This window comes from Kitasatospora purpeofusca, from assembly GCF_042691725.1.
GTDB lineage: Bacteria > Actinomycetota > Actinomycetes > Streptomycetales > Streptomycetaceae > Kitasatospora > Kitasatospora purpeofusca_B.
In genome coordinates this window covers 2,724,679-2,742,619 of record NZ_CP170483.1, presented here as the reverse complement: position 1 = coordinate 2,742,619, position 17,941 = coordinate 2,724,679, and the positions used below count along the sequence as shown (strand labels likewise).

The following is a 17,941-nucleotide window of genomic DNA, read 5'->3' as shown; positions in this document are numbered from 1 at the left end:
GGCCGGACGGGGCGCTGCCGGGCCCGATTGTCAGTGGTGCCGTTCACCATGGAGGGGCACGGGCCACCCGGCCCGCGTGCTGCCTCGGAACGGGGGAGACCATGACCATCAGCCACCCGGAGCCCGTCACCGCCCGCCTCCACTCCGCCGCCTACCGACCGGGGAGCGCGCCGCGCTCCTCCGCCCACCGGCCGTCCGCCGGTGCCGACGTGCATCCGGTGCTGCGCCGCGCCGCCGCCCCGCCCGCCGCGCTCGACCTGCTCGCCGAGGCCCACCGCACCCTCGCCCGGGCCCGCACCCTGGAGGATCCGCTGGAGCGGTACGCCGCCGCGCACCTCGCGGCGCTGCGCACCGTCGCGGCGGTGCTCGCCGTGCGCGGGCGCCCGGAGAAGAGCGAGCGCCGGCGCCGGGCGATCCGCAGCGCCTGGGAGGTGCTGCCCGAGGTGGCTCCCGAACTCGCCGAGTGGGCGCCGTACTTCGCGGCGGGCGCGCGCCGCCGGGCGGCCGCCGAGGCGGGCATCCGGGGCGCGGCCTCGGCCCGGGACGCGGACGACCTGGTCCGCAACTCGGCCCTGTTCCTCCGCCTGGTCGAGCGCCTGCTCGGCCTGCCCGCCGCCCCGCCCGCCCCGCGGCTGCCGCTGGACGGTCTGGACGGGCAGCGGCACGAGGAGGTGCGCGAGGCCGGGTGAGTGAAGGGAGGGCCTAAGGTGGAGGCAACCTGATCGACACTGCACGTCCAAGGAGCTTCGCCTTGTACCCGACGCGTCCCCGCAGCGCCCTGCGTACCGCCGTGGTGTGGGAGGTGGTGCGCGCCGCCCTGGAGAAGCGGGTGGCCGAGCTGGACCAGCCGGTGCTCGACGTGGTCGACACCGGCGGCGGCACCGGCAACTTCGCCGTGCCGGTGGCCCGGCTGGGCCACCGGGTCACCGTGGTCGACCCGAGCCCGGACGCGCTGTTCGCGCTGGAGCGGCGGGCCGCCGAGGCCGGCGTGACCGACCTGGTCCGCGCCGTGCAGGGTGACACCCAGACGCTCCCCGAGCTGGTCGCGCCCGGCACCGTCGACGCGGTGCTCTGCCACGGCGTGCTGGAGGTCGTCGACGACCCGGCCGAGGCGCTCGGCAGCCTGGCCGGCACCCTGCGCCGGGGCGGCTTCGTGAGCCTGCTGGCGGCCAACCGCAACGGCGCCGTGCTCGCCCGCGCGCTCGGCGGTCACTTCGACGACGCCCGCGCGGTCCTGGGCGCGGCCGACGGCCGCTGGGGCGCGAACGACCCGATGCCGCGCCGCTTCACCGGCGAGGAGCTGGACCGGCTGGCGTCCGGGGCCGGGCTGCGGGTGGAGTCGGTGCACGGTGTGCGGGTCTTCGCCGACCTGGTGCCGGGCGTCCTGGTGGACACCGAGCCGGGCGCGCTGGACGCGCTGCTCAAGCTGGAGGAGGCCGCCGCCGGGCAGCCGGCCTTCCACGCCGTGGCGACCCAGCTCCACCTGCTGGCCACCCTGGGCTGACCGGGCGGCCCCCGCTGTTCGCCGACGGACTTCCCGCCGTTCGCCGGCGGATCCTCGGCGCGTTCCCCGCGGGTCTCCCCGCCTTCTCCTTGGGATCTCCCCAGGTCCGGGCCGATTCCAATGGCTCGGGCACTTGTCCGCACCCCTCCGCGTTGAGGAGGGTGCGGCGAGGAGCCGCCGAAGTGGCCGGGCCCACGCGTGGTCGACCACTCCGCGAAGGGTCCGTGGACCGTATGATCTGGGTAAAGCCGGAAAGCATGACCGCCGGATGCTCGGGGCATATGGACGACACGGGCCCGGGCCCCCCGCACAGGCGTCCGACCGCGTGTTCTGAAGGCTGATTGGACTTGCCACCCCGACCGGGGCGGCGGACCGGTCGCACCCGCGACCGACGAGTAGGAGGACTCCGTGCCGCTCTCGGAGCACGAGCAGCGACTGCTCGACCAGATGGAGCGAGCGCTGTATGCCGAAGATCCCAAATTCGCGTCGGCGCTTGAGGGAACCGGTCTGCGCACCTACACCCGTCGACGGGTGTATCTGGCCGTCGGCGGCTTCGTGGTCGGCATCGGCCTGCTGATGGGCGGCATGGTCGTCGACCAGATCTGGGTCAGTGTGGTCGGTTTCCTGGTGATGCTCGGGTGCGCCGTGTTCGCCGTGACCGGCTGGCGCCGTGGGCCCGCCGGCCAGGCGCAGCAGGCCGGTGGTGCGGCCGCCGCTCCCCGCCGCAAGGCCGGGATGATGGACCGGGTCGAGCAGCGCTGGCAGCGTCGGCGGGACGAGCAGACCGGCGGGTTCTGAGACCTCACCGCCCGTACCGGCGGACGGTACGGACGCGACGAGGGCGGGCAGTCGGGCGACTGCCCGCCCTCGTCGCGTCCGGGCGCGGTCAGGACTTCGCGTCCCCGCCGCTCCCGCCGCGGGGGCGGCGCCGGGTCAGCACGCGGCGGACCGGCCCGGTGACCGCTCCCACCGCCCGCCCCACCGCGCTGCCCGCCGTCAGCCGGGCGGTCAGCAGCGCGTCCGAGACCCGCCACCGAAGCTGGGCGGAGGACGGCGGCAGCAGCACCGCCCTGAGCCGCTCCCGCCGTCCGAGCCGGGCCCGCAGGCCGTCCCTGGCGGTCCGGACGTCCGCCGCCAGCGGCTCGCCGATCTGCGCGGAGCGGGCGTAGAGCACCCGCTCGGTGGCCAGCGCGACCCGGCCGGCGGCGGCGGCCGAGTCCTCGTCCAGCTCGCCGGTCTCGGCGATCCGGCGGGCGGCGGCGCGCGGGGTGCGCGACTCGTCCGGCGGGATGCCGAGGTCCCAGGCGGAGTCGATCAGCTCGTCCCAGGCGGCCAGCACCTGTGCGTCGGTGAGCCCGTCCGGACCCGGTCCGCCGGGGCGGCGCCGCCCGCCCGCGCCGAGCCGGCGGCGGCGCAGCAGGGCGCGCCAGACCATCGGCACGAGCAGCAGCGCGAACAGGATCAGCCCGACGACCATGGCGGCCAGGGCCTTGCCGGAGGGCAGCGTGAACCCTTCGTGGGCGCCGGCCGCGGTGTCGCGCCGGTCGCCGCAGTCGCCGGTCCGGCGCAGCTTGGCGTCGCAGTCGGGGTTGCTGGACGGCACCTGGACCGGCGCGGTGGCCTGCGGCTGCGGGGCCGGCGCGGTGGTCGGCCGGGTGGCCGGCGAGGAGACCGGGTCCGAGTAGTCGGGCTGGACGCCGCGGGTCGGGGTGGGCTCGAAGCGCAGCCAGCCGTAGCCCTCGAAGTAGAGCTCGGGCCAGGCGTGGTACATCGCGTCGGTCACCGAGTAGACGTTCCCGCCCTTGGTGTTGCCGGGGGTGAACCCGAGCGCGACCCGGGAGGGGACGCCCAGGATCCGGGCCATCACCGCCATGGTGGAGGCGAAGTGGACGCAGAAGCCGCGGCGGCGGGCCAGGAAGTCCGCCATCGCGTCGCTGCCGCTGTCCGTCCTGGTGGTGACGTCGTAGGTGAATTCCGGGCCGGTGAACCAGGCGCGCAGCGCGTCCATCTTGTCGTACGGGTTCGTCGCGCCCTTGGTCTTGGCGACCGCCGTCTGCTGGACCACCGCGGGCAGGCCGGGCGGCACGGCGAGGTACCGCGACCTGATCCGCTCGGGCGCCGTGGCGGGCGCGGCGCGCAGGCCGCTGGCGGTGGGCTGGACGTCCAGCCCGGTGACCGTGTACTTGAGGCCCTTGATCGCCTTCTCCTTGGCGGGGATCAGGCTGGCGGTGTCCTCGTCGAGCTGCCAGGCGCCGTTGTCGCGCAGGGCGACGCTCCGCGCCGGATAGGGCATCGGCAGCCAGGCGTCGTCCAGCCGGTTGCCGATCAGGACCTCGGTCTTGGCCTCGGGGGCGTCGACCGGGCCCAGGCCCTCGGGGGCGGGCAGGGTGCCGGTGAACGGCACCGTTTCCTGCGAGCTGCGCTTCCAGGTGCCGCCGTCGAAGGCGTCCAGCGCGCCGGTGCGCAGATAGGTGGAGCCGGCGGACGGGCTCTGCGCCGAGTACGTGAACAGCTCGACGTTGCGCGGGCTGGGGAGCGCCCCGGTCAGGGCGACCAGCGGGTCGAGGCTGCTGACGCCTGCTCCGCCGCGGCCGGAGGCCGTGCCGGGGCCGGTGTGCAGCAGGCCGGAGCCCCAGTGCGGCAGGAAGGCCGGCAGCAGCAGGGCGAGCACGAGGGCCACCACGCCGACCTGGCGGCCGCTCTGGCCGAGCGCGCCCGGGCCGCCGCCCTCGCCGCGGTCGGCGCCGCGGAAGATCCGGCCCCAGCGGGAGACCCGGTCCTGGCCCTCGGCGAACAGCAGCACCAGGTAGCCGGTGGCGGCGGTGGCGAACCAGAGCCAGCTGCCCTGGTCGCCGGCCAGGCCGTTGCCGACCGAGTAGAGCGCGAGCAGCGGCAGCCCGGCCAGGGCCGAGCGGCGGTAGGTGACCGCGACGGTGTCCACCGCGACGGCGATCAGCCCGACCGCGCCGACCAGGATCAGCCGCAGGCCGGGGTTGGGCGGGGCGGGGATGGTGTAGTCGCGGACGTCGTTGAACCCCTGGCCGAGGACCCGGCCGAGGGTGCGGACCGACTCGGAGCCGGGCACGACGCCGCCGAAGACCGCCGAGGAGGCGGCGAAGCCCAGCAGCAGCATGACGAACAGCACCAGCAGCTGGCCGATCGGGACGGTCCACCGGTAGAACGGCGTGCGCCGCAGTCCGGCGCCGACCGCCGCGACGACCGCCACCACCAGGACGGCGTGGGCGATCCAGCCCTTGGTGGTCAGCAGCGGGGTCAGGCAGAGCGCGGCCAGGGTGGTGGCCAGCGCCGAGTACACGGTCAGTTTGGCCCGGGTGGTCACGCGCCGGCCTCTTCTCGGTAGGGGGCGGGCGACTCGGCCCGGTCGGCGGCCCGCCACAGCTCGGGGACGGAGTCGCCGGCGCGGACGGTGAGCACCGTCCAGCCGGCCTCGCGCAGCCGGCGAGCCCGGTCGCGGAACTCCTCGCCGCCGGTGTCGGGGGCGAGCAGGCGCAGGCCGGCCCAGGTGCCGGTGTCGAGCAGGAAGACGACGGCGCCGCCGGTGCGGCCGCGCAGCCGGGCGAGCCGGGCGGTCTGCTCCTCGTCGAGTTCGCCGAGGACGGCCACCAGCAGGCCCTCGCCGCCGGCCCGCAACGGCTCCTCGGCGCGGGAGAGCCCGGCGCCGTCGGAGAGGTCGACGACCGCGAGCGCGTCCAGGATGACGCCGGAGGTGTCGGCGGCGCTGTGCCCGCCACCGCCCTCGGTGCCGGGGACGGCGTGGCCGGTGTCGGTGAGCAGGCGGGTCTGGTAGCCGCGCTCCAGCAGGTGCGCGGCGACGGAGGCGGCGCAGCTGACGGCCCATTCGAAGGAGGAGGCCGGGCCGCTGCCCCGGTGGCCGATCTCGCGGGTGTCCAGCAGGACGGTGGCGCGGGCCTTGCGGGGCTGCTCCTCGCGCCGGACCATCAGCTCGCCGTAGCGGGCGGTGGACTTCCAGTGCACCCGGCGCAGGTCGTCGCCGGCCCGGTACTCGCGCAGGATGACGTCGTCGTCGCCGGCCAGCGCGAGGGCGCGGGCGTGGCTCTCGCCCTGCCCGGCCCACTCGCCGCTGAGCCGCACGTACGGCAGCGCCAGCACCTGCGGGACGACGGTGAGGACGTCGGAGGCGGCGAACGAGCGGTTCAGCTCGCACATCCCGAACGGGTCGGAGAGCCGCAGCTGGAGCGGGCCGAGCGGGTAGCGGCCGCGCAGGTCGGAGCGGACCCGGTAGGAGACCTCGCGGTGGCCGCGCGGTTCGACCCGGTCCAGCACGAACCGCGGGCGCGGTCCGAGCACGTACGGGACCTTGTCCTCCAGGAGCAGCAGGCCGGTGGGGACCCGCGAGACGTTGTCCACCCGCAGGTGCACCCGGGCCTCCTGGCCGGCCACCGCCCGGTGCGGGCTGAGCCGGCGTCCGCTGGCCACCCGGTAGCGGGTGTTGGCCAGCAGCAGCACGGCGGCCAGCGGCAGTATGGCGAGCAGCACGCCGACGCGCAGCAGCGCGTCCTGGCCGAGCAGGTACGCGCAGACCACCGCGGTCAGTCCGGCGGCGAGGAAGGACCGCCCCCGGGTGGTGAGGCCGCGCAGGCCGGCGCGCAGGCCCGACGGTTCGTCGGACGGGCCCACCTCAGCCCCTCCGGACGGCGGTGCCGCCCTGCTGCGGGCGCGGCAGCGGCAGGCGGGCGACCAGGTCGGTGACGATCTGCTCGGAGGTGCGGCGGCTGAGCTGGGTCTCGGCGGTCGGCATCAGGCGGTGGGCGAGCACCGGGACGGCGAGGCGCTGGAGGTCGTCCGGGGTGACGTAGTCGCGGCCGTCCAGGGCGGCGCCGGCGCGCGCGGCCCGGACCAGGTGCAGGGTGGCGCGCGGCGAGGCGCCGAGCCGCAGCTCGTGGCTGCTGCGGGTGGCGGCGACCAGGTCGACGGCGTAGCGGCGGACCGGGTCGGCGACGTGCACGGTGCGGACCAGCTCGATCAGCTTGAGGATGTCGGCGGCGTGCGCGACCGGCTGGAGGTCCTCCAGCGGGCTGGCGCCGGCGTGCACGTCGAGCATGGCGAACTCGGCCTCGGGGCTGGGGTAGCCCATCGAGATCCGGGCCATGAAGCGGTCTCGCTGGGCCTCCGGGAGGGGGTAGGTGCCCTCCATCTCGACCGGGTTCTGGGTGGCGACGACCATGAACGGCGAGGGCAGCTCGTAGCTGGTGCCGTCGATGGTGACCTGGCGCTCCTCCATCGACTCCAGCAGCGCGGACTGGGTCTTCGGCGAGGCCCGGTTGATCTCGTCGCCGACCACGATCTGGGCGAAGATCGCGCCGGGGCGGAACTCGAAGTCGCGCTGCTGCTGGTCGAAGATGTTGGTGCCGGTGACGTCCGAGGGCAGCAGGTCCGGGGTGAACTGGATGCGCCGCACGGTGCAGTCGACGGACCGGGCGAGCGCCTTGGCCAGCATCGTCTTGCCGACGCCGGGCACGTCCTCCAGCAGCAGGTGGCCCTCGGCGAGCAGCACGGTCAGGGCGATCCGGACGGCCTCCGGCTTGCCCTCGATCACGCTCTCGATGTTGGCCCGGATCCGGTCGACGACGGCGGCGAGCTCCGGCAGGCCGACCGGGCTGTACACCGGTGCCTCCTGGCCGCCTCCCGCACGACCCTCGAGACCGGCCTGATCGCTGTAGCTCGTCACCCGTTCGCTCCCTGGCACACCACGACCGGCTCCGTCCGAGCCCGGCCCCACCCCATGCTGGACGCGGCCCCTCCGGGCGCGGTTCCGCGTGCGGGAGCCGGTGCCGGGGTACGGCCTGCGGCTGGCCGCCCCAGGTGGTTCGAGGTCAGACCGGCAGGCGCATTCTCCCCCCTGCGGACGTCAGAAGTCACCACTTGGAAGGGCCGCCCAGGTCGGGGGAGGGCGCCGGGGCCGCCCGCCGGGCCCGGACGGCGTCGGCCGGGCCGGTCGGGCGGCCGGGGATCAGCCGATCTCGCGCAGCAGGCCGGTGTGGACGTCGAACACGAAGCCGCGCACGTCGTCGGTGTGGAGCAGGAAGGGCGAGGTGCGGACCCGCTGCATCGACTGGCGGACGTCGCTGTCCAGGTCGACGAAGGCCTCGACCGCCCACTGCGGACGCTGGCCGACCTCCACCTCCAGCTCGCGGCGGAAGTCCTCGGTGAGGCCGAGCAGGCCGCAGCCGGTGTGGTGGATCAGCGCGATCGAGCGGGTGCCCAGGGCGCGCTGGCTGATGGTGAGGGAGCGGATGGTGTCGTCGGTGACCACACCGCCCGCGTTGCGGATGACGTGGGCGTCGCCGAGTTCGAGGCCGAGGGCGGCGAACAGGTCGAGACGGGCGTCCATACAGGCCACCACGGCGATCCTCTGCACCGGGCGGGCGTCCATGCCGCCGTCGTGGAAGGTCACCGCGTACTCGCGGTTGGCCGCGACGAAGCGGTCGATGATGGTGGGTGTGGGGTCGGCAGCGGCGGTCGGCGTGGGCCGGTCGGGAGTCACTGTCATGGGGAAGACGTTAGTGCGATTTCCCCGTTCGTGGTGGGGCTGATTGCTACAGAGCGGACGCCTGTGGCCGAAGGCATGTCCACAAGGCGCGGGGGCCGCGGAGTCCGCCGTCCGGGTGCCCCCGCAAGGCCCCTGGCATGTGCCACGAGCACCGCCGCGACCTGCGGAGATCCGTACCGCCGCCCGGGTGGTGCGCCGGAGCGGGCCATTGACTGACGGGGCGCGCGCGATAGAGTTGCGGCGCAGTGGAGCACACCCGCCGGGGCCCGTCAACCGGGCCTTTTTGGCCGTGCGGTGACCGACGCGGCCCGTGGCCTCCACCCGCTCTCCGTGCCACCTGGCGCACCTTCCCCGGCGCCGGGCGGTCACGACCTTCCCCTTGAGCGGGCGGGGACCACGGGCCGCGCGGCCCGGCCCGTGCGACGGCTCCGCCGCGTGGTGGGTCAGAATGGGTCGGAGCTCCCGGGACGTCGGGCGGCTTTCGCACCGAGGAAGGGCGCCACAGCGCATGACCACCAACGATCCGGCACCCAAGCACGTCCCGGTGATGCTGCAGCGGTGCATGGACGCGCTGGCCCCGGCGATCTCCCGGCCCGGCGCGGTGGTGGTGGACGCCACCCTCGGCCTCGGCGGCCACAGCGAGGCCCTGCTCACCCAGTTTCCGGAGGTCCGGCTGATCGCGGTGGACCGCGACCCGGCGGCGCTGAAGCTCTCCGGCGAGCGGCTGGCCCCCTTCGGCGAGCGGGCCACCCTGGTGCACGCCGTCTACGACGAGATCCCCGAGGTGCTGGAGCGCCTCGACATCCCGAAGGCCGACGGCATCCTCTTCGACCTCGGCGTCTCCTCGATGCAGCTGGACGAGGCCGACCGCGGCTTCGCCTACGCCCAGGACGCGCCGCTGGACATGCGGATGGACCAGACCCGGGGGATCAGCGCGGCCGAGGTCCTGAACACCTACAGCCACGGCCAGCTGGCCCGGATCCTCAAGCTGTACGGCGAGGAGCGGTTCGCCGGCAAGATCGCCTCGGTGATCCTCCGGGAGCGGGAGAAGGAACCGTTCACCACCAGCGCGCGTCTGGTCGATTTGGTGCGGAGCGCCATCCCGGCCGCCACCCGCCGCACCGGCGGGAACCCGGCCAAGCGGACGTTCCAGGCGCTGCGGATCGAGGTCAACGGGGAGCTGGAGGTCCTGGACCGGGCGATCCCCGGGGCGCTGGACGTCCTGGCGCTCGGCGGGCGGATCGCGGTGATGTCGTACCAGTCGCTGGAGGACCGCCTGGTCAAGCAGTACTTCGCGGCCGGGGCGACCACTACCGCCCCGCCGGGGCTGCCGTTCGTCCCCGAGGAGCACCAGCCCTGGCTGAAGCTGATCACTCGCGGTGCCGTGTTGGCCACGGAGGAGGAGATCGAGGAGAACCGGCGCGCCGCGCCCGTGCGGCTGCGGGTGGCGGAGAGGATCAGGGACCGAAGCACCCGGGGCTGACCGGCACCGGGGCGGTCCGAAGGGCGGAGGAACGAAGTGGTGGGGCCGGTGGCCGGAGGCGGGGCGGGGGGCCGGGTACTCCCCGGGCAGAGCGGCAGGGCGCGGATCACCGTGCGCCCGGGCCGGCCGGTGCGGGGGCGGACGCCGTTCGCGGTGCTGGTGGTGCTGCTGCTCGGGGCCGGGCTGCTCGGACTGCTGGCGCTGAACACCGCGCTCAACGAGGGCTCCTTCGAGCTGTCCCGACTGCAGCGGCAGACCACGGTGCTGACCGACGAGCAGCAGGGGCTGCAGCACCAGATCGACCAGAACTCCGCGCCGGACGCGCTGGCCCGCCGGGCCGCCGAGCTGGGCATGGTGCCGGGCGGCGGGATGGCCTTCCTCGACCTGCCGAACGGCGGCGCGGTGGTCGGCACGCCCAAGGCGGCCCAGGACAGCCCGCCGGTGAAACGGTCCACCGTGGAACCGTGGCCCGGGAAGCAGCCCGCGCCGACCGGTCAGCCGGCCGCGGGGGCGACGGCTCCGGCCGCCCCGCCGCCGCCGACCGCCGCGGCCCCGCCGACCGGCCCGGCGCCGGGCGGCGACGTCACCGTCCAGGTCAACCCGGGCACGTCGCAGCCGTCGCCGCACGCGGGCGGGGGTGCCGGCCGATGAGCACGCCCCGTCAGCCCTCCGGAGGCGGCGCCGGCGGGCGCCGGCCCGTCAAGGGCGCCGCACCGCGTCCGGACGCCCCGCGCGGGCAGTCCGCCGGCCGCGCCCAGAGCCCGAGGACACCCAACCCCAAGGCCCAGGCACCCAAGGCCCAGCCGCCCCGGGCGCAGAGCCCCAAACCGCAGCCCGCCAAACAGCCGGCCGCCAAGGGCCAGGCCCTCCGGCCCCGGTCCGCAGGCACCCCGCAGCAGCGCCGTTCCGACGGCCGCCCGCCCGCCCCCCGGCCGCGCCCGCAGCGCCGCCCGCCGACCCGCCGGCCGGCCTCCCGGGGGATCCGGCTGGCCGATCCGCGCCGCCGGCTGCGGGTGATCACCATCGTGCTCTCGGTGGTGTTCTCGGTCTTCGCCGGGCGGCTGGTCCAGCTCCAGCTGCTGGACTCCGACGCGCTGGCCGCCGACGCCAACACCAACCGCTACCTGAACATCCCGATCACCGCCGAGCGCGGCTCGATAACGTCCTCCGACGGCGTCGCCCTGGCCACCACCGTCGACGCCTACGACATCACCGCCGACCCGGCGATGTTCACCCCCGAGGCGACCGGCCTGCCCGACGCCCCGGAGCAGGCCGCCACGCTGCTGGCGCCGATCCTCGGCGTGCCCAAGGAGAAGATCGCCGCTGACCTGCACACCCCGAAGTCCCGCTACAAGCGGCTGGCCGCCCAGCAGAGCCCGGACGTCAAGAACCAGATCAGCGACCTCAAGTCCGGCCTGGAGAAGCAGGCCGGCTCGCGCGCCTGCCAGGCCCAGAAGCGGCTGCTGAACAAGCCCGCCGAGGAGGGCGGCCGCACCCGGCTGGACAACGAGTGCGTCAACCCGCTGGCCGGCGTCTTCAACCGGGACACCCAGAAGCGGGTCTACCCGTCCGACGGGCTGGCCGCCAACCTGGTCGGCTTCGTCAACGCCGAGGGCGAGGGCTCCGGCGGGCTGGAGCAGCAGTACCAGAAGCTGCTGGCCGGCAAGGACGGCCACAGCAGCTACGCCCAGGCCGGCGGCCGGCTGGTGCCCACCGCGGGCGGCTCGCTGGACCCCGCCGTGTCCGGCACGGACCTGCGGCTGACCCTCAACCGGGACATCCAGTGGGCGGCCCAGCGCGCCATCACCGACCAGGTGGCCAACGCCGGGGCGGAGAAGGGCTATGTGATCGTCCAGGACGTGAGGAACGGGCAGGTGCTGGCGATGGCCACCTCGCCCGGCTTCAACCCGAACGACCTGAGCACGGCCAAGAACTCGCAGCTCGGCAACGCCGCCCTGCAGGACGCCTACGAACCCGGCTCCACCGCCAAGCTGATGACCATGGCGGCCGTCCTGGACACCGGCAAGGCCACCTGGGACACCAAGGTCACCGTGCCGTACCCGCTGGTCCGCGGCGATGTGGCGTTCAAGGACGACATCGAGCACGAGACCTGGTACCTGACCCTGGCCGGCGTGCTCGCCAAGTCCTCCAACATCGGCACCATCGAGGCCGCCCAGACCCTCGGCGCCACCCAGCCCGAGGCGAACCGGGTGCTCTACGACTACCTGCGGAAGTTCGGCATCGGCCAGCAGACCGGCCTGGGCTTCCCCGGCGAGACCGCCGGACTGCTCGACAAGCCGGAGGACTGGAAGGCGTCCAAGCAGTACACCATCCCGTTCGGCCAGGGCCTGTCGGTCAACGCGCTGCAGGCGACCTCGGTGTTCTCGACCATCGCCAACGGCGGGGTCCGGGTGGCGCCCAGCGTCGTCCAGGGCACCACCGCGCCGGACGGCAAGTACACCGCGGCCCCGGCGTCCGAGCAGTCCCGGGTGGTCAGCGAGCAGACCGCCAAGACCCTCACCGAGATGCTGGAGTCGGTCGTCTCCGACGAGCAGGGCACCGGCGGCAGGGCCGCGATCCCGGGGTACCGGGTCGCCGGCAAGACCGGCACCGCCAACCGCGTGGACCCCAAGGTCGGCGGCTACCGCGGGTACACCGCCTCCTTCATCGGCTTCGCCCCGGCCGACGCACCCCGGGTCACCGTCTCCTGCGTGATCCAGGACCCGGTCAACGGCCACTTCGGCGGCCAGCTGTGCGGCCCGGTGTTCAAGCAGGTGATGGAGTTCACCCTCAAGACCCTCCAGGTCCCGCCGAGCGGCAGCGAGGCGCCCAACCTGGCCGTCGACTGGAAGCCGTGATCGACCATGAGCAACGACCGGGCGGGTGCGGCCGCCGGTACGGAAAAGGGCCGGTTTGGCCCTGGACGCCCTTCGGCGGATAGCCTCTCCGCCGTGCCGAAACCCGATCAAATCACCGTGAGCCCGCCCCGCCCCGCCCGGACCGGTGCCCGGCCGCTCGCCGAGGTCGCCCGCCTGCTGGGCCTCGACCCCGTCGAGGGGCCCGAGGTCACCGGCGTCACCCACAACGCCCGCGAGGTCCGCCCCGGCGACGTGTACGTCGCGTTCCCGGGCGCCAACCACCACGGCGCCTCGTTCGCCGGGCAGGCCGCCGCGGCCGGCGCGGTCGCGGTGCTCACCGACCCGGCCGGCGCCGAGCTGGCGGCGGGCACCGGCCTGCCGCTGCTGGTCGTCGACCGGCCCCGGGCCCGGATGGGCGAGCTCGCGGCCGCCGTCTACGACCGGCCGTCCGAGCGGCTGCTGATGATCGGGCTCACCGGTACCAACGGCAAGACCACCACCTCCTACCTGGTCGAGGGCGGCCTGCGCGGCGCCGACCGCCACCCCGGTGTGATCGGCACCGTCGAGATGCGGGTCGGCGACGAGCGGATCAAGAGCGAGCGGACCACCCCCGAGGCGACCGACCTGCACGCGATCCTCGCCGTGATGGGCGAGCGCGGCGCCGACGCGGTGACCATGGAGGTCTCCAGCCACGCCCTGGTCTACGGCCGCACCGACGGCGTGGCCTACGACGTCGCGCTGTTCAACAACCTCACCCCCGAGCACCTCGACTTCCACCCGGACATGGAGGACTACTTCCAGGCGAAGGCCCGGCTCTTCCAGCCCGGCAAGTCCCGCACCGGCGTGGTCAACCTGGACGACGCCTACGGCCGCCGGCTCGCCGCCGAGGCGAAGATCCCGGTCGCCACCTTCTCCGCCACCGGCGCCCCCGAGGCGGACTGGCGCGCGGTGGACGTCCAGCTCGGCCCGGTCGGCTCGACCTTCCGGGTGCTCGGCCCGGACGGCGCCGAGGCGGACGCCTCCGTCCCGCTGCCCGGCCCGTTCAACGTCGCCAACGCGCTGGCCGCGATCGCCGTGCTCGCCACCGCGGGGCTCCCGCTGGAGCGGGTCGTGGCCGGCGTCGCCGCCGTCCCCGGTGTGCCCGGCCGGCTGGAGCGGGTGGACGCCGGACAGCCGTACGTCGCGGTGGTGGACTACGCGCACAAGCCGGACGCCCTTCAGGCCGTCCTCGGCTCGCTGCGCGAGGTCACCAAGGGCCGGCTGCACGTGGTGATCGGCTGCGGCGGCGACCGCGACCCGCACAAGCGCGCCCCGATGGGCGGCATCGCGGCCCGGCTCGCCGACACCGCCCTGCTGACCAGCGACAACCCGCGCAGCGAGGACCCGCTGGCGATCCTCGCCACCATGCTGAACGGCGCCGCCGCGGTGCCCGAGGCCGAGCGCGGCGCCGTCCTGGTCGTGCCCGACCGCGCCGAGGCGATCGAGCTGGCGGTCGCCCGCGCCCAGGCCGGCGACACCGTGCTGGTGGCCGGCAAGGGCCACGAGCTCGGCCAGTACGTACGAGACGAGATCCGCCCCTTCGACGACCGGGAGGTGCTGCGCGAATCCATCGCGCGGACCACGGCCGCCCGGGGCACCGGAGGAGTAGAGCAGTCGTGATCGCACTGACCCTCGCCGAGGTGGCCGCCGCAGTCGGGGGAACCCTGGCCGGCGCCGACCCCGACGTCCTGGTGACCGCCCCGGTCGAGGTCGACTCCCGCAAGGTCCGCCCCGGCGGCCTGTTCGCGGCCTTCGTCGGCGAGCGCGTGGACGGCCACGACTACGCGGCCACCGCGGTCGAGGCCGGCGCCGTCGCGGTGCTGGCCTCCCGCCCGGTCGGCGTGCCCGCCGTGCTGGTCGACAGCGTGGTGGACGCCCTCGGCAAGCTGGCCCGCACCGTCGTGGGCCGCTCCGACGCCGCCGTGGTCGCGCTGACCGGCTCGGCCGGCAAGACCAGCACCAAGGACCTCATCGCCCAGCTGCTGGAGCGCCTGGGCGACACCGTCTACCCGCCCGGCTCGCTCAACAACGAGATCGGGCACCCGATGACCGCCCTGCGGGTCGAGGACGCCACCCGGCACCTGGTGCTGGAGATGGGTGCCCGGCACAAGGGCGACATCGAGTACCTCACCTCGATCACCCCGCCCCGGATCGGACTGGTGCTCAACGTCGGCACCGCGCACGTCGGCGAGTTCGGCTCCCAGGAGGCGATCGCCGAGGCCAAGGGCGAACTCGTCGAGGCCCTGCCCGCCGACGGCGCGGCGATCCTCAACGCGGACGACCGCCTGGTGCGCGCCATGGCCGCGCGCACCAAGGCCAAGGTGGTGTTCTTCGGCGAGTCCGCGGAGGCCGACGTCCGGGCACAGGACGTTCGCCTGGACTCCACCGGACGTCCATCCTTCACGCTGAGCACCCCGGCCGGTTCCGCACCCGTGCAGCTGCGCCTGTACGGTGAGCACCACGTCTCGAACGCCCTCGCCGCCGCCGCGGTGGCGATGGAGCTCGGGATGACCGTCGACGACACCGCCGAAGCGCTGAGCCAGGCGGGTGCGCTGTCCCGCTGGCGCATGGAGGTCGTCGACCGGGCCGATGGTGTCACCGTCGTCAACGACGCCTACAACGCGAACCCCGACTCGATGCGGGCCGCGCTGCGGGCGCTCATCTCGATGGGGGGGCGCGGCCCGGAGCGCCGCCGCACCTGGGCGGTGCTCGGCGAGATGCGGGAGCTCGGCGAGGACAGCCTGGCCGAGCACGACGCCATCGGGCGGCTCGCCGTCCGGCTGGACGTCACCAAGCTGGTGGCGGTCGGCGGACGCGAGGCGGCCTGCATGGAACTGGGCGCGAGGAACGAAGGTTCGTGGGGTGAGGAGTCGGTGCTGGTGTCCGACGCGGACGCGGCGGTCGAACTGCTGCGCAGTCAGCTGCGGCCGGGGGATGTGGTGCTGGTGAAGGCCTCCCGTTCGGTGGGGCTGGAGAAGGTGGCCGAGGCCCTCCTCGCGGACGGTGCGGCCGAGTAATGAAGCAGATCCTCTTCTCCGGCATGATCGGCCTGATCCTGTCGCTGGCCGGCACCCCCGCGCTGATCAAGCTGCTCGCCCGGCAGGGCTACGGCCAGTACATCCGCGACGACGGCCCCAAGGCGCACCACAGCAAGAAGGGCACGCCCACCATGGGCGGCATCGCGTTCATCCTGGCGACCCTGGTCGCCTACTTCGCCACCAAGGCGATAACGCGCGAGAGCCCGACCGCCTCCGGGCTGCTGGTGCTGTTCCTGACCACCGGTCTGGGCCTGGTGGGCTTCCTCGACGACTACATCAAGGTCGTCAAGCGCCGCTCGCTGGGCCTGCGCGCCAAGGCCAAGCTGGCCGGCCAGTCCATCGTCGGCCTCGCCTTCGCGGTCCTGGCCCTGCAGTTCCCCGACAACGCGGGCCGCCGCCCGGCCTCCGAGCACCTGTCCTTCGTCCGGGACTTCGAGTGGGCGATCGGCCCGGTGCTGTTCGTCATCTTCGCGTACTTCCTGATCGCCGCCGCCTCCAACGGCGTCAACCTGACGGACGGTCTGGACGGCCTGGCCACCGGCGCCTCGGTGATGGCCTTCGGCGCCTACACCTTCATCGGCGTCTGGGAGTACGGCCAGAGCTGCGCCTACGTGGCCTCGGCCACCTCCAACTGCTACGACGTCCGCGACCCGCTGGACCTCGCGGTGGTCGCGGCGGCCCTGATGGGCTCCTGCTTCGGCTTCCTCTGGTGGAACACCTCGCCCGCCAAGATCTTCATGGGCGACACCGGCTCGCTGGCCCTCGGCGGCGCGCTGGCCGGTCTGGCGATCTGCTCGCGCACCGAGATCCTGCTCGTCCTGCTGGGCGGCCTCTTCGTGATCATCACCCTCTCGGTGATCATCCAGGTCGGCTCGTTCCGGATGACCGGCAAGCGCGTCTTCAAGATGGCCCCGCTGCAGCACCACTTCGAACTCAAGGGCTGGAGCGAGGTCCTGGTCGTGGTCCGGTTCTGGATCATCCAGGGCCTGTGCGTGGCCGTCGGCCTCGGCCTCTTCTACGCGGGATGGGTGACCGGATGACCGCCGCCGCACCGACCGGCCCGCACTGGGCCGGACTCCCGGTCGCCGTCGCCGGGCTCGGCGTCTCCGGCATCAGCGCCGCCCGGGTCCTGCACGGCCTCGGCGCGCACGTCACCGTCGTGGACGGCGGCTCCGGCGAGGGCCTGAAGACCCGCGCCGCCGAGCTGGAGGCGCTGGGCGTCACCGTCCGCCTCGGCGACGGGTCCACCCTGCCCGAGGGCACCCGGCTGGTCGTCGCCTCGCCCGGCTGGCCGCCGAGCAGCGCGCTGTTCGCCGCCGCCGCCGAGGCCGGCGTCGAGGTCTGGGGCGACGTCGAGCTGGCCTGGCGGCTGCGCAGGCCGCTGCCCGCCACCGGCGAGCCCGCCCCCTGGCTGGCCGTCACCGGCACCAACGGCAAGACCACCACCGTCCAGATGCTCGCCTCGATCCTCACCGCCGCCGGCCGGCGCACCGCCGCCGTCGGCAACGTCGGGGTCTCGGTGCTGGACGCGGTGCTCGCCGAGGAGCCCTACGACGTGCTCGCCGTCGAGCTCTCCAGCTACCAGCTGCACTGGGCGCCCTCGCTGCGCCCGTACGCGGCGGCCGTGCTGAACCTGGCGCCCGACCACCTCGACTGGCACGGCTCGATGGAGGCGTACGCCGCCGACAAGGGCCGGATCTACGAGGGCAACGTCGTCGCCTGTGTGTACAACCTGGCCGACCCGGCCACCGAGGCGCTGGTCCGCGAGGCCGACGTCGAGGAGGGCTGCCGGGCGATCGGCTTCGGTCTCGGCGCGCCCGGCCCGTCGGACTTCGGCGTGGTCGACGGCCTGCTGGTGGACCGCGCGTTCGTGCCCGACCGGGCCAAGAACGCCGCCGAGCTGGGCTCGGTCGAGGACGTCTTCCCGCCGGCCCCGCACAACATCACCAACGCCCTCGCCGCCGCCGCGCTGGCCCGCGCCTACGGCGTGGAGCCCAAGGCCGTCCGGGAGGGCCTGCGGGCCTTCCGCCCGGACGCGCACCGGATCGCCGAGGTCGCGGTGGTCGACGGCGTCACGTACGTCGACGACTCCAAGGCGACCAACACCCACGCCGCCGCGGCCTCGCTCGCCGCGTACCGGCCGGTCGTCTGGATCGCCGGCGGCCTGGCCAAGGGCGCGACCTTCGACGACCTGGTCCAGGGCGCGGCCGAGCGGCTGCGGGCCGCCGTGCTGATCGGCGAGGACCGCGCGCTGATCCGCGAGGCGCTGGCGCGACACGCCCCGGATGTCCCGGTGATCGAGGCGGCCGAGGGCCAGACTGGCGCGGTGGCGATGACCGAGGTGGTCCGCGCTGCCGCGTCGCTCGCCCGAACGGGTGACACGGTGCTGCTGGCCCCGGCCTGCGCCTCGATGGACATGTTCACCAACTACGGCGAGCGCGGCGACCTCTTCGCCGCGGCCGTCCGGGAGCTGGCGGACCGGTAGGG

General features: G+C 74.6%; 14 protein-coding genes. 10 read left to right on the top strand and 4 right to left on the bottom strand.

The window, feature by feature from the left end; all coding sequences use genetic code 11:
- Positions 1–101: 101 nt before the first annotated feature.
- The 3 genes from ACFCLZ_RS11330 to ACFCLZ_RS11320 all read left to right on the top strand — a co-directional run bounded on the left by ACFCLZ_RS11330 (position 102) and on the right by ACFCLZ_RS11320 (position 2,302).
- Complete coding sequence (locus tag ACFCLZ_RS11330; protein WP_380284752.1) at positions 102–689, top strand: SAV_6107 family HEPN domain-containing protein; 588 nt, start codon at positions 102–104, stop codon at positions 687–689.
- Between the two features lie 62 nt (positions 690–751).
- The gene (locus ACFCLZ_RS11325; RefSeq protein WP_380284751.1) at positions 752–1,504 is read left to right on the top strand and encodes a methyltransferase domain-containing protein; all 753 of its coding nucleotides are present in this window, start codon (positions 752–754) and stop codon (positions 1,502–1,504) included.
- 408 nt (positions 1,505–1,912) lie between these two features.
- Entirely contained in the window at positions 1,913–2,302 is a 390-nt protein-coding gene (locus ACFCLZ_RS11320) for a DUF3040 domain-containing protein (protein ID WP_380284750.1), read from the top strand.
- Positions 2,303–2,390: 88 nt separating this feature from the next.
- On the opposite strand, the gene ACFCLZ_RS11315 is transcribed toward ACFCLZ_RS11320, so the two are convergent.
- The 4 genes from ACFCLZ_RS11315 to ACFCLZ_RS11300 all read right to left on the bottom strand — a co-directional run bounded on the left by ACFCLZ_RS11315 (position 2,391) and on the right by ACFCLZ_RS11300 (position 8,036).
- Positions 2,391–4,844: a DUF3488 and transglutaminase-like domain-containing protein gene (locus ACFCLZ_RS11315; RefSeq protein ID WP_380284749.1), complete on the bottom strand. Its 2,454-nt coding sequence runs from the start codon at positions 4,842–4,844 to the stop codon at positions 2,391–2,393.
- Positions 4,841–6,163 (bottom strand): DUF58 domain-containing protein, encoded by a 1,323-nt coding sequence (locus ACFCLZ_RS11310; RefSeq protein ID WP_380284748.1) that lies wholly within the window; start codon positions 6,161–6,163, stop codon positions 4,841–4,843. Before ACFCLZ_RS11310 ends, ACFCLZ_RS11315 begins: the two co-directional genes overlap by 4 nt.
- A gap of 1 nt (position 6,164) precedes the next feature.
- On the bottom strand, positions 6,165–7,151 hold the full coding sequence (locus ACFCLZ_RS11305; protein WP_380284747.1) for an AAA family ATPase: 987 nt from the start codon (positions 7,149–7,151) through the stop codon (positions 6,165–6,167).
- Between the two features lie 345 nt (positions 7,152–7,496).
- Positions 7,497–8,036 (bottom strand): beta-class carbonic anhydrase, encoded by a 540-nt coding sequence (locus ACFCLZ_RS11300; RefSeq protein WP_380284746.1) that lies wholly within the window; start codon positions 8,034–8,036, stop codon positions 7,497–7,499.
- 508 nt (positions 8,037–8,544) lie between these two features.
- Between ACFCLZ_RS11300 and rsmH the strand changes: the two genes are divergently transcribed.
- Genes rsmH through murD form a run of 7 tightly spaced genes read left to right on the top strand, consistent with a single transcriptional unit; the run spans position 8,545 to position 17,939 of the window.
- Positions 8,545–9,519, top strand: a complete 975-nt coding sequence (gene rsmH, locus ACFCLZ_RS11295; protein WP_380284745.1) for a 16S rRNA (cytosine(1402)-N(4))-methyltransferase RsmH — start codon at positions 8,545–8,547, stop codon at positions 9,517–9,519.
- Between the two features lie 48 nt (positions 9,520–9,567).
- Positions 9,568–10,170, top strand: coding sequence for a cell division protein FtsL (locus tag ACFCLZ_RS11290; protein ID WP_380284744.1), 603 nt, complete (start codon positions 9,568–9,570; stop codon positions 10,168–10,170).
- Positions 10,167–12,377 carry a penicillin-binding transpeptidase domain-containing protein gene (locus ACFCLZ_RS11285; protein ID WP_380284743.1) on the top strand — a complete coding sequence of 737 codons (2,211 nt, stop codon included), beginning with the start codon at positions 10,167–10,169 and terminating at the stop codon, positions 12,375–12,377. The genes ACFCLZ_RS11290 and ACFCLZ_RS11285 overlap by 4 nt, the downstream gene beginning before the upstream one ends.
- A 6-nt stretch (positions 12,378–12,383) precedes the next feature.
- Positions 12,384–14,036, top strand: a complete 1,653-nt coding sequence (locus tag ACFCLZ_RS11280; RefSeq protein ID WP_380284742.1) for a UDP-N-acetylmuramoyl-L-alanyl-D-glutamate--2,6-diaminopimelate ligase — start codon at positions 12,384–12,386, stop codon at positions 14,034–14,036.
- A complete protein-coding gene (gene murF / locus ACFCLZ_RS11275; protein ID WP_380284741.1) occupies positions 14,033–15,433 on the top strand; it encodes a UDP-N-acetylmuramoyl-tripeptide--D-alanyl-D-alanine ligase in 1,401 nt (466 codons plus the stop codon). Before ACFCLZ_RS11280 ends, murF begins: the two co-directional genes overlap by 4 nt.
- On the top strand, positions 15,433–16,494 hold the full coding sequence (gene mraY, locus ACFCLZ_RS11270) for a phospho-N-acetylmuramoyl-pentapeptide-transferase (RefSeq protein WP_380284740.1): 1,062 nt from the start codon (positions 15,433–15,435) through the stop codon (positions 16,492–16,494). The genes murF and mraY overlap by 1 nt, the downstream gene beginning before the upstream one ends.
- Positions 16,491–17,939 (top strand): UDP-N-acetylmuramoyl-L-alanine--D-glutamate ligase, encoded by a 1,449-nt coding sequence (murD, locus tag ACFCLZ_RS11265; RefSeq protein ID WP_380284739.1) that lies wholly within the window; start codon positions 16,491–16,493, stop codon positions 17,937–17,939. Before mraY ends, murD begins: the two co-directional genes overlap by 4 nt.
- The last annotated feature ends 2 nt before the right edge of the window (positions 17,940–17,941 follow it).

Excerpts from the sequence above, each read along its gene's own strand:
- ACFCLZ_RS11285 (WP_380284743.1), top strand. The coding sequence starts at position 10,167 with ATGAGCACGCCCCGTCAGCCCTCCGGAGGCGGCGCCGGCGGGCGCCGG.
- murD (WP_380284739.1), top strand. The coding sequence starts at position 16,491 with ATGACCGCCGCCGCACCGACCGGCCCGCACTGGGCCGGACTCCCGGTC.
- ACFCLZ_RS11280 (WP_380284742.1), top strand. The coding sequence starts at position 12,384 with ATGAGCAACGACCGGGCGGGTGCGGCCGCCGGTACGGAAAAGGGCCGG.
- rsmH (WP_380284745.1), top strand. The coding sequence starts at position 8,545 with ATGACCACCAACGATCCGGCACCCAAGCACGTCCCGGTGATGCTGCAG.
- ACFCLZ_RS11330 (WP_380284752.1), top strand. The coding sequence starts at position 102 with ATGACCATCAGCCACCCGGAGCCCGTCACCGCCCGCCTCCACTCCGCC.
- ACFCLZ_RS11300 (WP_380284746.1), bottom strand. The coding sequence starts at position 8,036 with ATGACAGTGACTCCCGACCGGCCCACGCCGACCGCCGCTGCCGACCCC.
- mraY (WP_380284740.1), top strand. The coding sequence starts at position 15,433 with ATGAAGCAGATCCTCTTCTCCGGCATGATCGGCCTGATCCTGTCGCTG.